The 12,977-nt window shown below is 33.7% G+C and carries 13 protein-coding genes; 8 read left to right on the top strand and 5 right to left on the bottom strand.

The features are described from left to right. Both Q9Q97_RS22935 and Q9Q97_RS22930 read right to left on the bottom strand, forming a co-directional pair. Positions 1 to 2,174: VWA domain-containing protein (locus tag Q9Q97_RS22935; protein ID WP_306161418.1), on the bottom strand; the 2,174-nt coding region annotated here is incomplete at its 3' end. 35 nt (positions 2,175 to 2,209) lie between these two features. Then, positions 2,210 to 2,761, bottom strand: a complete 552-nt coding sequence (locus Q9Q97_RS22930) for a hypothetical protein (protein WP_306161416.1) — start codon at positions 2,759 to 2,761, stop codon at positions 2,210 to 2,212. 496 nt (positions 2,762 to 3,257) lie between these two features. Here Q9Q97_RS22930 and Q9Q97_RS22925 point away from each other — a divergent pair, with 496 nt between their 5' ends. The 6 genes from Q9Q97_RS22925 to Q9Q97_RS22900 all read left to right on the top strand — a co-directional run bounded on the left by Q9Q97_RS22925 (position 3,258) and on the right by Q9Q97_RS22900 (position 8,823). Beyond that, on the top strand, positions 3,258 to 3,743 hold the full coding sequence (locus Q9Q97_RS22925; protein ID WP_306161414.1) for a histidine phosphatase family protein: 486 nt from the start codon (positions 3,258 to 3,260) through the stop codon (positions 3,741 to 3,743). A 5-nt stretch (positions 3,744 to 3,748) separates the two neighbouring features. Next, on the top strand, positions 3,749 to 5,827 hold the full coding sequence (gene ppk1 / locus Q9Q97_RS22920; RefSeq protein ID WP_306161412.1) for a polyphosphate kinase 1: 2,079 nt from the start codon (positions 3,749 to 3,751) through the stop codon (positions 5,825 to 5,827). Positions 5,828 to 5,860: 33 nt separating this feature from the next. Then, the gene (locus tag Q9Q97_RS22915) at positions 5,861 to 6,751 is read left to right on the top strand and encodes a Ppx/GppA phosphatase family protein (protein WP_125723695.1); all 891 of its coding nucleotides are present in this window, start codon (positions 5,861 to 5,863) and stop codon (positions 6,749 to 6,751) included. A gap of 20 nt (positions 6,752 to 6,771) precedes the next feature. Beyond that, positions 6,772 to 7,344, top strand: a complete 573-nt coding sequence (locus Q9Q97_RS22910; protein ID WP_306161409.1) for a TMEM175 family protein — start codon at positions 6,772 to 6,774, stop codon at positions 7,342 to 7,344. Between the two features lie 10 nt (positions 7,345 to 7,354). Then, positions 7,355 to 7,915, top strand: a complete 561-nt coding sequence (locus tag Q9Q97_RS22905) for a Crp/Fnr family transcriptional regulator (RefSeq protein WP_306161407.1) — start codon at positions 7,355 to 7,357, stop codon at positions 7,913 to 7,915. A 329-nt stretch (positions 7,916 to 8,244) separates the two neighbouring features. Then, positions 8,245 to 8,823: an NAD(P)H-dependent oxidoreductase gene (locus tag Q9Q97_RS22900; RefSeq protein WP_306161405.1), complete on the top strand. Its 579-nt coding sequence runs from the start codon at positions 8,245 to 8,247 to the stop codon at positions 8,821 to 8,823. 88 nt (positions 8,824 to 8,911) lie between these two features. Here the strand turns inward: Q9Q97_RS22900 and Q9Q97_RS22895 are convergent, their stop codons facing one another. From Q9Q97_RS22895 to Q9Q97_RS22885, 3 genes are all read right to left on the bottom strand, one after another. Then, on the bottom strand, positions 8,912 to 9,334 hold the full coding sequence (locus tag Q9Q97_RS22895) for a DNA polymerase III subunit gamma/tau (RefSeq protein ID WP_306161402.1): 423 nt from the start codon (positions 9,332 to 9,334) through the stop codon (positions 8,912 to 8,914). Positions 9,335 to 9,609: 275 nt separating this feature from the next. Then, positions 9,610 to 10,695: a DNA polymerase III subunit gamma/tau gene (gene dnaX, locus Q9Q97_RS22890; protein ID WP_306161400.1), complete on the bottom strand. Its 1,086-nt coding sequence runs from the start codon at positions 10,693 to 10,695 to the stop codon at positions 9,610 to 9,612. A 61-nt stretch (positions 10,696 to 10,756) separates the two neighbouring features. Next, on the bottom strand, positions 10,757 to 11,413 hold the full coding sequence (locus tag Q9Q97_RS22885; RefSeq protein WP_306161398.1) for a hypothetical protein: 657 nt from the start codon (positions 11,411 to 11,413) through the stop codon (positions 10,757 to 10,759). A 122-nt stretch (positions 11,414 to 11,535) separates the two neighbouring features. Here Q9Q97_RS22885 and Q9Q97_RS22880 point away from each other — a divergent pair, with 122 nt between their 5' ends. Together Q9Q97_RS22880 and Q9Q97_RS22875 are read left to right on the top strand one after the other, a co-directional pair. Next, entirely contained in the window at positions 11,536 to 12,333 is a 798-nt protein-coding gene (locus Q9Q97_RS22880; protein WP_306161397.1) for a hypothetical protein, read from the top strand. A 166-nt stretch (positions 12,334 to 12,499) separates the two neighbouring features. Then, positions 12,500 to 12,976, top strand: coding sequence for a BON domain-containing protein (locus Q9Q97_RS22875; RefSeq protein ID WP_306161395.1), 477 nt, complete (start codon positions 12,500 to 12,502; stop codon positions 12,974 to 12,976). The last annotated feature ends 1 nt before the right edge of the window (position 12,977 follow it).

Below are 12,977 nucleotides of genomic sequence, written 5' to 3'. Positions count from 1 at the left end.
TCCTGAATAGTGATCACTTGAGTGAAAACGGTAGAGGTATTGTTGCAGACATCTTTAGCTGTCCAAGTATTGGTGTACGTTCCTGAATTTGCACATGTTCCTGCAGCAAAAGTTCCGCTCACTTTAGTATAAGTTACAGTTCCTCCGCAGTTGTCTGTGGCAACAGGAGCCTGACCTTGCGCAGCTGTCAATCCTGCGGCATCGCTGCACTGAAGTGTAACATTTAATGCGTTTGCTTGAGTTGTCCAAGCTGGAGCGGTATTATCCTGAATAGTGATCACTTGAGTGAAAACGGTAGAGGTATTGTTGCAGACATCTTTAGCTGTCCAAGTATTGGTGTAGGTTCCAGAATTTGCACATGTTCCTGCAGTGAAAGTTCCGCTCACTTTAGTATAAGTTACAGTCCCTCCGCAGTTGTCTGTGGCAACAGGAGCCTGATTTTGAGCGGCTGTCAATCCTGCTGCATCACTGCACTGAAGTGTAACATTCAATGCGTTTGCTTGAGTTGTCCAAGCCGGAGCGGTCTTGTCTTCAATTGTGATAGTTTGAGAAGCAGTAACATTTCCGCAACTTGTCGCGACCTTAAAAGTACGAGTAACCACAGTTGGACATGTTCCTGTCGCAACATCAGAATAAGATATAGTGTAACTTCCAATTGCGCCACTATTAGATATTGATCCTCCTGCAGTGTTTAATTGAGCAAGAGTTATATTAGCGCTTGCAGTACTATACGGAAGCCCTGTAATTGCTGCGGTGCTACATCCTGAAATAGTTGTATTAGCAGGTGCAACAAGTGCAGCAGCTGGACTAATTGAAACCGTTACATCTGCAGAAGTTAATTCACAATTAGTACTGCCATTTTTTACTTTTACTTTGTAAACTCCGCTAGCTGTTGCAACAAGGGTAGAAGAAGTTTGATTTGGCAATACAGAATTGTCTTTATACCAAACATAAGTTGGTGAAGCTGCATTTGTAGTAGCAGTCAAAGTAGTAGAACCACATGCTGTTAAAGTTCCTGTAATTACAGGTGCACACGGAACAAAATAACTCGGACTGGTTATTGCTTTCGAATCGTTGGCGCACGATGAATTTTGATAATTCAATGTAGAAGTGCTGACCGTTTGATTTCCGCAAGCAGATCCAGTTGGTGTCAATTGATAATTTAAAGAAATTGTTTCTGAATTTAAGAAATCGGTATTCCATGTAATCACTTGTCCTGATAATGAAGCTGTACCTTTAGTTGCTGTAATTGCGCTAATGGTAAAACCCGGAATAATTGTTTCTTTTGCAACCAAATTTTGAGCAACCCATGAGATTTGAGTAGCAATTTGATTATAAATAGCAGTAAGATTAGCGCCACTTTGTGTAATGTAAGCGGCACTTCCCTGAATATTATCCAAAGTATATTTAGCAATATTTTGATCGCTGTTGTTCGTATTTATGTTCCCGCTGATACCTCCAAATAGACCTGCAGAAAAAACTTGGTTGTTGTATACAACACTACTTTTTGTAGTAGTCTTAGCATTTGTTGCCGCATTTATAGCATCTGTAACACATTGAGAGGTTTTGCTAACATTACAACTTGTATTTCCATTGGTATTAGTTCGGTTTGTAACCCCATCGGTAAGTAGAATTATTGCTCTTGCAGTACTGCAATCAAAACGGCCATTGGCTTCCAATTCTGTTTCAGATCTCACAATACCAGCATAGATATTGGTTGCATCAGTAGCCTGCAAAGCGTTAATTTGATTCGTTATCTGAGTTACACCAGTAGCATTTAAGTAAGTAAGTCCTATTTTTAGACTCGCAGTAGTGCTATAAGCAACAATTGCAATTCGGTTTTGAGGATTTGCTTTTGCTTGGTTAAGAAATGCCAACGCTGCATCTTTTGCATAATCCATTGAGGTTTTAAAATCTCCTTGAATCGTATTACCCATACTACCCGAAATATCAATAGCAAGAACTACATCCGAATTTCGAGTAATCGGATTTGCACCTGTAATATCTACTTTTACATTTACAATTCCGCAATTGGTTGGGTTAGCCGTTACGGTTTTGTTTGTAGTTATTGTTTGTGCAAGACCTCCTATTGATGACAGAAGAAATAATACAACAAATTGTATTTTTTTTATATCTCGTAAAAAATTGTTTAAAAAAAGTAATTGTTTTTCCATTTTAAATCATTTTAAAGGAACTTGATATATCTCGTTTAATCATTAACTGGATTAATGATGTAGGTGTGTAAAACAGTATCAACAGCATAGCTGGTACAGTTTTTTGAAGTAGCAGTAATCTTATTGCAAGACCATTTTTGAATTGACGTACCCGCAGGAATCGTAATGTGGATATAAAAATTTAGAGATTCTCCAGCGCTTAGAGTTATTTCACTTAGAGAATTTCTAGAAGAATTTATAAAATCGGTATTGATTATGACATTACCTGCAGTAGAACTTCCATCAGTATTGGCACAAGAGGCATTAATATTCTTCGAACTCAAAACAAAAGTATCCGTAGAGGAGCTGTTATTTGTCAAGACCATGGAGTAGTAAGTGCCATCAAGAGGTGTGCTCCTGATGTTTCCATTATTTTCAACAATCAAAGTTGCATTGCACGAACCAGATTGAGCAAATGAAACCGTCGTAATCAAGCAGAGTAGCAGCGCAAAAATGTTCTTTTGAAAGATGTTTTTCTTCGAAAGGAAAATCATCTTACAATCGCTTACAAATTTCAGTGCTTTTTCAAGAGTAGATTTAGTTTTCATAACTTAAGATTTTGTTTTAAACTATTTATGAAATTTTAACAGAATCAAAGTTATATTAGAGTTTTTCTAATATGTTTTTTTTATCTGTAACTAACCTAAAAACTCGTTGAAATGTTGTTTTTTTATAAAAAATTGACTCAAAAACGCTTTTTTTTAACTCAAAAAAGTAAAATTTTTTCGTACAATTTTTTGTTATTTTAGTGAAAATGACTTTGTTTGAAGTGATTTAAATATCTAATAATCAAGTATTTAGTTAAAATTTTAAAATATTGCATAATATCGATTAAATACTTATTTTATGGATGAATTACATAAAAAGCATTTTTTTGAATTTTCATTTTATGTTAATGTTAAAGTTTTGAGAATTATATATTCCTGTTAAAATTTCACTAGAATGTTAACAGAAATAAAAAAAAGAAAAGGTTTAAAATAACTTTTGTAAATTAGGAGTTAATTAAAAAAATGACCTGCAACCAGGTTTTAAATTTTGCTGCTTATGAAAAATCTTGTTTTAATTCGTCATGCCAAATCCAGTTGGGAAGCACCGTTGAAAGATTTCGATCGCCCTTTAATGAAAAGAGGAATTTTAGATGCGCATGATGTTTCATTAAATATTTCAGAGTATCTTCCTAAAACGTATATTATTTGGAGCAGTAGTGCCGCCAGAGCTTCAGAAACAGCTTTGATTTTTGCGCAAAACCTGTCGTACCCTCTAGAAAGTATCATTTTTAGAGACGACCTTTATACTTTTGATGAGAAACAGCTCGAAAAAGTTATCAAATCGTGTGATAATAGTTTTGAAAGCGTTATTCTTTTTGGACATAACGAGGCTATTACAAATTTTGTTAATAAATTTGGGGATGTTTTTATAGAAAATGTTCCAACTTCAGGCTTTGTATCATTGCAATTTGATGCCGAAAGCTGGGATACGATCCATAAGGGCAAAACACATAAAACTATTTTCCCCAAAGATTTAAAATAATAACCGTGTACGAACAGAAATATATCGATAGAGAAAAAAGCTGGTTAGCGTTTAATGCAAGAGTACTTCAAGAAGCAGCAGACAATACAGTACCACTTTTAGACAGACTGCGTTTTGTTGGAATTTTTTCAAACAATTTAGACGAATTTTTTAGAGTTCGATACGCAGCCATTCGGCGATTAAGCCTTTCGGGCATTTCTGGTGAAAAATATTTAGGAGGTATTTCTGCCCACCAATTAATTAAAGATATTACCGAAATTGTAATTCAGCAGCAATCTGAAAGTTTGCGTATTCTAGGAAATATCGAAGCGGAGCTGGAATCTGAGAATATTTTTATTATAAATGAAACGCAGATTACGCCAAAACAAGAATGTTTCTTAAAAGACTTTTATACACAGAAATTAAGTCCAGAATTGGTAACCATCATTTTAAATGATTTGGCCGTTTTTCCAATTTTAAAAGATACATTAGGATATTTGGCAGTTCGTTTAGAATTGGCCAACGATGAGGTTCGTTATGCTTTAATCGAAATTCCAAAAAACATCAATAGGTTTGTCGTACTTCCTTCTGACGACGAAAAACAATATGTTATTTTAATTGATGATGTTATCCGTTTCAAACTGAAAAACATCTTTAATATATTTGATTATAAGAGCGTTTCGGCTCATATGATCAAAATTACCCGTGACGCACAATTAGACATTGATAGTGATTTGAGTAAAAGTATGCTAGAAAAAATCGCTACGTCTGTAAAAGACCGCCGAATCGGAGAGCCAGTTCGTTTTATTTACGATAATTTAATTGAAGAAGATACACTGCAGTTTTTCTTAGATAAAATGAAAATTGTAGAAACAGATAGTATAATTCCCGGTGGAAGATACCATAACCGCCGAGATTATATGAGTTTTCCAAACCTTGGAAGATATGATTTATTGTATAAACCAAATGAACCTATGCCGGTTCCTGGTTTAAGTTTAGAAGGTAGTATTTTAGAAAAAATCAGTAAAAAAGACTATTTAGTTCATGCACCGTATCAGTCTTTTTCTTATTTGACAAAATTTTTGCGTGAAGCAGCTTTAGATCCTAAAGTAACAAGCATCAAAATAACACTATATCGTTTAGCTAAGAATTCGCAAGTAATTAGTTCTTTAATAAATGCAGCTAAAAATGGTAAAAGAGTAGTCGTTCAAATCGAACTTCAAGCTCGTTTTGATGAAGCTTCGAATATCTCCTATGCAGAGCAAATGCAGATGGAGGGAATTGAACTTATTTTTGGAATGAAAGGTCTTAAAGTGCACAGCAAAATTTGTGTAATCGAAAGATTGGAAGAAGGTAAAAATCGTCGTTACGGATTCATTTCAACTGGAAACTTCAACGAGTCAACAGCTAAAATCTATACCGATGTCACTTTGTTAACCTGTCATCAGGGAATTCTAAAAGACACATCCAAAATATTTGAATTTTTTGACATCAATTACAGAGTTCACCGATACAAACATTTAATTGTATCGCCACATTATACCAGAACAAAATTTATCAAATTAATTGATCGTGAAATTCTTCATGCTCTTGCAGGAAGAAAAACACACATAAAGCTTAAAATGAATAGTTTATCGGATTTTAAAATGATCGATAAACTATACGAAGCAAGTAATGCGGGAGTAAAAATCCAGCTTCAGGTAAGAGGAATTTGCTCTTTAATTCCTGGAATTCCTGGAATGAGCGAAAATATCGAAGCCATAAGTATTGTAGATAATTATCTAGAACATTCGAGAGTTTATATTTTCGGAAATGCTGGTTTAACTGAAGTTTACATTTCATCTGCCGATTTCATGACTAGAAATCTCGATGCAAGGGTAGAGGTAACCTGTCCGATTTATGACCTTGAAATTAAGAAAGAACTAATCGACAACTTCAATATTGGCTGGAGAGGAAATGTGAAAGTAAGATATCACTCGTACAAATTAGATAATAAATATAAGCCGAAAAATCATCATGCCCCATTTAGAGCACAATTTGAAACCTATAAGTATTATCAGCATAAAGTAGCAAAGCTAGAAGAGGTTCCTCAAAAAGTAAATTAATAATAAAAACCAATTTCAAATCATAAAGTGAGCATGATTAATATTAGGAAGTTTGCAGCGATAGATATCGGTTCAAATGCCATGAGGCTTTTGATCGCTAACGTTGTGGAACAAGAAGGTAAAGAACCGCAGTTTAACAAAAGTTCCCTTGTTCGTGTGCCAATTCGTTTAGGACAGGACGCCTTTACAGTTGGAGAAATTTCACAAGAAAATATAGATCGAATGGTAGATGCCATGAAAGCATTTAACCTTTTGATGAAAGTACATAAAGTAGAACGGTATATGGCATTTGCAACCTCTGCAATGCGTGAGGCGTATAATGCAAAAGAAGTGGTGGCTTTAATTAAGAAAAAAGCCGACATTAAAATAGAGATTATCGACGGTAAAAAAGAAGCGGCAATTATTGCTTCTACCGATTTGCATCATTTAATTAAATCTGACGAAACGTATCTTTTCGTTGACGTTGGAGGTGGTAGCACCGAGTTTACGCTGTTTTCTGATGGAAAAATGATTACTTCAAGATCTTTCAAAGCAGGGACCGTTCGTTTGCTGAACAATATGGTACACGATGTAGTTTGGGATGAAATCGAAAAATGGATTAAAACCAATACAGCAGATTACGACGAAGTTACGCTGATCGGATCTGGTGGAAACATCAACAAGCTGTTTAAAATGTCTGGGAAACAGCAGGAAAAACCACTTTCGTACATTTATGTGAACTCGCAGTATGCATTTTTAAATTCGCTGACTTACGAACAGAGAATTGCTGAATTGGGTCTGAATTCTGACCGTGCCGACGTAATTATCCATGCAACACGCATTTATTTGAATGCTATGAAATGGAGTGGAGCACGCCAGATCTATGTTCCAAAAATCGGACTTTCTGATGGTATCGTAAAAGCAATGTACTACGGTAAAATTTAATATTATATATTTTTTTGTAAATGAATAAAGGCAGATTAGAAGCTTTTAGTGATGGTGTTTTGGCAATCATTATAACCATTATGATTTTGGAAATCAAAGCACCCGCAGGACACGAATTTGCAAATTTAAAAACGCTTATTCCGAAGTTCTTAAGTTATATTCTGAGTTTTATTTACGTTGGAATATACTGGAACAACCACCATTATTTATTGCATGGTTTATCGAGAGTTAATGGAAAAATATTATGGAGCAACCTGCACTTTTTGTTTTGGCTGTCTTTAATTCCCGTTTCTACTGCATGGATGGGAGAGCATAATTTTGCAAAGCCTGCAATGACATTGTACGGCGTTGTATTGCTTCTTTCTGCAATCTCTTACATTATTTTGCAATATACGATTGTGTGTAGTGAAGGAGCTAATTCTGCTTTAAGAAAAGCGCTTAACAAAGATTATAAAGGTAAAATTTCCTTAGTTTTATATGTAATCGGAATTGTAACTGCATTTTATAATCAGTGGGTTTCTGGAGCCGCTTATTTTACAGTTGCAATGTTATGGCTTATTCCAGATAAAAGAATTGGCAGGATTTTTTCTTAATGAATAACTTATGAAATCTATTTTTCAGTCCATTCAAGATTTTTCTGCCGATGAATTAAATCTTTTAGACGATTTAATTACTTTTCGCACCTTAAAAAAAGGAGAACTTTTATTGACTGAAAATCAGGTTTGCAACGAAATAGTTTTTATAGAAAAAGGAATTCTTCGCTCTTTTTTTGTGAATCATAAAGGAGACGAAATCACCAATTGTTTTGCTTTTGAAAATGAATTCATGGCATCATTCTCCAGTTTTATAACCCAAGAAAAAGCAGAAGAAAATATTCAAGCGTTAACCGATACAGAATTACAGATTCTAAATAGAAAAGGTCTCGAAAAACTCTATCAATCAGGTTTTAATTGGCAGGAAACGGGCAGAAAATTGACCGAAATAGAATTTGTAAATCTTCATAAGAGAATGATCTCTTTTCAAAAACTTTCAGGCGCAGAACGTTATCAAGAATTATACGAAAATCATCAAAAATACCTACAGTTAATTCCATTGCAATATTTAGCCTCTTATTTAGGAATCACACCCAGACACCTAAGCCGAATTAGAAAAGCGATGGTTTAATTTTCATTCTTTTTAAAAGAAATCTGCGGAATCAATTTACAGCAAACAAAATCTGCATAATCTGCCAAATCTGCGAGAAAAAAAGTATCAAGTGCATAAGATTTAAAAACCAATTTATTGATTTCACGCTCCTAATAGATCTCGGCATTTAAGCAGCTTGCTTGATTTTTAAGTTTTATTAAAAATCAAGCAAATCTAAAGCAACAGTAAAATCTCCATAATCTGCCAAATCTGCGAGAAAAAATAACAGATAAAGATTTGAGGTAGATTTATAGACATTTGTCCAGTAAAAGAAAATAGACGAACAGTATTTTTGGAAAAACTTCGATATGAAAAAAATACTGATTATAAATGGACATCCAAATCCTGAAAGCTTCAATTTCGGAATTGCAGAATCGTATAAAAACGGAGCCATCGCTTCTGGCTCCCAAGTAGAAACCATAACAATTGCTCATTTAGACTTCAACCCAAATCTGAAATTCGGCTACCAAAAAAGAGCTGATTTAGAACCAGATTTACTAGAATCTTGGGAAAAAATCAAAAGAGCCGATCATTTAGTTTGGATTCATCCCGTTTGGTGGGGTGGACTTCCAGCAATTACAAAAGGATTTATAGATCGGTTATTTTTACCTGGAATGGCGTTTCAATATCGTGAAAATTCAGTTTGGTGGGATAAGTTGCTTAAAGGAAAAACAGCTCACATTATCACAACTCTAGATCAGCCAAGCTGGTATTATAGATTAGTATACGGAAGACCAAGCGTCAATCAGTTAAAGAAATCAACTTTAGAATTCTGCGGCGTAAAACCAGTAAAAGTCAGTTACATCGGAATTGTAAAAGGTTCTAACGAAGAAAAAAGAAAAAAATGGCTCGAAAAAGTCTACAATTTCGGGTTTAAGAATAAATAAGCGGTTGCAGAAAAAATCCATTTAATTTATTTAATCTGTGGCTAAAAAAATTAGTGAAAATTAGTGAAATTAGTGGCAAACAAAAAAATTAACTATTCAATTCCAATCCAAATGTTGAGCGCAAAAGTTCAATATTTGGGTTGATTTCTAAGAAACGATTATAGCGATCTTGGTCATTAAGAGTTCTCTTCAGTTCTACAGTCTCATTTACAATAACATCGATAGTAATATCATGATTGTGCAGATGCCCTTTTAAATGCCCTAACAAACCATTTATCATGCCTTCAAATTCAAGTTTAGAACCTTCGTTTGGAAGCTCATAAGTAATTGTTGTTCCATTCAAAACTGGATCATTGATTAACAAGATAGATTCCATGATTTTGAAACCTTTTTGACCTAAACGTTCCGCATATTTGTTCCAATGAAGACGCATATCGGTTTCGTTAAATTCTTCTGTCATAAAAACGGAAGAAGAAGCTGGCTTAACGTACGATTTGCTGCTTTCTTCCATTTCTTTTTTCTTGCGTATGCTGGCAAGAGAAAATGCAGAAACTTTTGGAGCACCACTTGTATCTGTTTTTGGAGCTTCTGGAGTCTGAACTTTTGGTTCTGCAGTAGGAGTTTGAGCTGTGTTTTGAGTATTTACAGCAGTATTACCATTGCCATTTTCCGCCGAAGTTGGAATTTGGGATTTCGTATTTGGAATTTCTGTATTTGAAATTTCTGTCTTTGGACTTACAACTTCAACAATAGAATAACCTCCATTTTTAAAGTAAACGGGTGGAATTATGAATTGCTCAGCTTTTTTTTTTCTCCATCAAAATTGATAGAGGCCAGTTGCATCAAGCATAATTCTACTAAAAGGCGTTGATTCTGACTTAATTTGTATTTTAAATCGCAGTCATTTGCAATGTCAATTCCTTTCAATAAAAATTCTTGAGAACATTTTTGAGATTGAGTAGCATACATTTGCTGCGCTTGTTCTCCAACTTCTAATAAAGAAATAGTTGAAGGCGTTTTGCTCACTAATAAATCTCTAAAATGCGAAGCCAGACCCGCAATAAAATGATGTCCGTCAAAACCTTTAGCTAGGATATCATTATATGCTAATAAAAGCTTTGGAATCTCATTTTCAAGAAGTAGATCTGTAATAGAAATATAGGTTTCGTAATCTAAAACATTCAGGTTTTCAGTTACTGCCTGACGTGTTAGATTAGTTCCGCAATAAGAAACTACACGGTCAAAAATAGATAAAGCATCACGCATTGCACCATCTGCTTTTTGAGCAATAATGTGTAATGCATCGTCTTCAAAAACAATTCCTTGACTTTCAGCAACATCAGCCAAATGTTCTTTAGCATCTTTTACTGTAATTCTTTTGAAATCGAAAATCTGACAGCGAGATAAAATCGTTGGAAGGATTTTATGTTTTTCTGTCGTTGCTAGAATAAAAATAGCATGTTTTGGCGGTTCTTCTAACGTTTTAAGAAAAGCATTAAAAGCGGCAGAAGACAACATGTGGACCTCGTCGATGATATATACTTTGTATTGTCCAGTTTGAGGCGGGATTCGAACCTGATCGATAAGGCTACGAATGTCATCAACAGAGTTGTTGGATGCAGCATCCAGCTCAAAAACGTTAAAAGCAAAATCTTCTGTAGGATCGTCATATCCAGGCTGATTTATCTTTCGAGCCAAAATACGGGCGCAAGTCGTTTTACCAACTCCACGCGGTCCAGTAAACAAAAGAGCAGAAGCCAAGTGATTGGTTTCTATAGCATTCAACAAAGTGTTGGTAATGGCTTTTTGCCCCACAACATCCTTAAAGGTCTGCGGGCGATATTTACGAGCCGATACTACAAATTGTTCCATATTCTCTTTTATTGGATAGCAAATATATGACTTTTGTTTCGTTGTTTAAAACCGATTTTACTTATTTGGCGAAATTCTTTTTCTTCAAAATAACAAAGAGTAAACTAAGGAATAATACGATGTTGACAATCAAAGAAATGATGATGTATTTGCTGTATGTTTCCAATTTTGTTGCGATTATTTCTTTATCAGAAATTTCTTTTTGTGCTTTTTTATAGATTCTTAATTTTTCTAATTGATAAATCCAATTTTGTAAATTTCGATTTTCAAAACTCAAATCCCAAGCATAAAAAGTCAATGTTTTTAGTTGGTCTTCTACCTTTTGAGAAATATGGATTTCTGGTGGAGAAGGCATGGAACCACTTCCATAAGGTTTGAATCCAGTACTTGGAGAACAACCGCTCACCTCAATAGTCTTATCATTATTAAAATAGGCATAAATAATCCAAAGTTGTTTTACTGACGGAATAATAGAACAATTGCCAGAGTATTTATGTGTAATGAACTGAGAATTGTATTTCCCTTTAAAAAGTTCAATAATTTTAAAAGTGTAAATCCTTTTTATAGAATCTACTTTTATAACTTCTCCATAAAATACGATTTCATATTTTAATCCAGTTTCTACCATATTTTCTCTATCAATTGGTTGGCATTCACAAGAAAAAGAATAATTGTAAAAACATAAAAACAATAAAAGAAAAAAGTATTTTAATTTCATACGAAGTTTTTTAATTACAATGATAATCTTTTTGAATGATTCTCAGCTAATAAAATAATAGTATTTTTAGCACGAATTTGAATTCAATAACATCCTCTATTCTTTAATTAATCATAAAATAAATGAACGCAAAACAAATTGTCAGGTTAAGTAATATTATCGGAATTACATCTATTCTTTTATTGGTTTATTGGGTATTTACCTTTATTGTAATTCAGGTTTTCGGACTAAAAGTGTTTAGAGAAAACATGACCGAAAGCTTTTATTTTAGTATTCTCGGGATTCTTGCACTCATGACAGGATCTCTTATTGTAAACCTGATGTTTAATTTGACAAGAATTGCAGAAAGAAACAATGAAGATGCCGTAAATGCAAAATCTAATAGACGTAAGTTTATTACTTTGCTTTTAATTTTTCCTTTAATTCTGATTATTCTTTTTGGCGGAGATTATTTAACTTCTTCAAAAAAAGAAAAAATGCTGATTGACTCTGCAAAATCAATTGTAGAATCTAACAAATCCAATAGCGATAAACTTTTGAATTACGCTTTTTCTAAATCCTACATTAAAGAAACAACAGGAATTTTAAGAGTTTTGTCTGAAACCGATAAAAATTTTCCAGGCGTGACTTTAATTGTGAAAGATTCAATTAAAGATTCTCCTGTTTTTCTTGGTTTTAATGCTTTTTATAATGAAGCTTTGGATAATGATACCATTCAGCCGCAAAAAATAAATTATATTTATCAGACTACTAAAGAAGAAAGAATTTATCTGAATGAAGTTTTTGATAAAAACAACGACAAGCTAAGATACAGTTCAGATAAAGGCAGTTATGAATTATTCTATCCTTATAAAAAGAATGGAAAAACGATTATTATTTATTTTTCTGAGCAGCAGCGATATGGTAAATTAGGTAGCTAGATTTATGATAAGCAAGATTTCAAATTAACTTTTGGCTGCTTTAATCATCTTTAAACGTTTAATCGTAAATAAAAACTTTCTTCGTTTAAAATAAATTGTAAGAATATTTGTAATATTTGATTAATTATTGCGTTATGCTAATTAAATAATCAATAAAAAAAATATTATGAAAACTAAATCTATTTTATTGGGAGTTTGTCTCTCTTTGGCTTTGGTAGCCTGCAAACCGAACGATGGGCAAATTCAAAAAGAAATCACCTCAAAACTAAGCGCTTTTCCAGGAGTTGAAGTTACGGTAACAAAAGGAGTTGCTACTGTTTCTGGAACTTGCAAAGATGATGCCTTCAAACAAAGCGTTGAAAGTATGGTGAAAGGTATTAAAGGAGTTAAATCTGTGGTGAACAACTGCGAAATACCTGCTCCTGAACCAGTAGTAGAATCTACTGTAACTATTAACCCAGATGCTGTTTTGACAACTTCTATTACTGAAGTGGTAAAAGCTTACAGCGGTGTTAGTGCTACAGTTAAGGATGGCGTAGTTACGTTGACTGGAGAAATCAAAAAAACGCAATTGCCTAACTTGATTAAAAGTGTGCAGGAATTGAAACCAAAAAAAGTTGAAAATAAGTTAACCATTAAATAAA

The organism is Flavobacterium sp. DG2-3 (assembly GCF_030730925.1).
Taxonomy (GTDB): domain Bacteria; phylum Bacteroidota; class Bacteroidia; order Flavobacteriales; family Flavobacteriaceae; genus Flavobacterium.
This window is presented reverse-complemented; position numbering and strand designations above follow the sequence as displayed.

Bases quoted from the DNA above. Each gene is read 5' to 3' on its own strand.
- Q9Q97_RS22930 (WP_306161416.1), bottom strand. From the start codon at position 2,761: ATGAAAACTAAATCTACTCTTGAAAAAGCACTGAAATTTGTAAGCGAT.
- Q9Q97_RS22925 (WP_306161414.1), top strand. From the start codon at position 3,258: ATGAAAAATCTTGTTTTAATTCGTCATGCCAAATCCAGTTGGGAAGCA.
- Q9Q97_RS22915 (WP_125723695.1), top strand. From the start codon at position 5,861: ATGATTAATATTAGGAAGTTTGCAGCGATAGATATCGGTTCAAATGCC.
- Q9Q97_RS22910 (WP_306161409.1), top strand. From the start codon at position 6,772: ATGAATAAAGGCAGATTAGAAGCTTTTAGTGATGGTGTTTTGGCAATC.
- Q9Q97_RS22905 (WP_306161407.1), top strand. From the start codon at position 7,355: ATGAAATCTATTTTTCAGTCCATTCAAGATTTTTCTGCCGATGAATTA.
- Q9Q97_RS22900 (WP_306161405.1), top strand. From the start codon at position 8,245: ATGAAAAAAATACTGATTATAAATGGACATCCAAATCCTGAAAGCTTC.
- Q9Q97_RS22895 (WP_306161402.1), bottom strand. From the start codon at position 9,334: ATGGAAGAAAGCAGCAAATCGTACGTTAAGCCAGCTTCTTCTTCCGTT.
- dnaX (WP_306161400.1), bottom strand. From the start codon at position 10,695: ATGGAACAATTTGTAGTATCGGCTCGTAAATATCGCCCGCAGACCTTT.
- Q9Q97_RS22885 (WP_306161398.1), bottom strand. From the start codon at position 11,413: ATGAAATTAAAATACTTTTTTCTTTTATTGTTTTTATGTTTTTACAAT.
- Q9Q97_RS22880 (WP_306161397.1), top strand. From the start codon at position 11,536: ATGAACGCAAAACAAATTGTCAGGTTAAGTAATATTATCGGAATTACA.
- Q9Q97_RS22875 (WP_306161395.1), top strand. From the start codon at position 12,500: ATGAAAACTAAATCTATTTTATTGGGAGTTTGTCTCTCTTTGGCTTTG.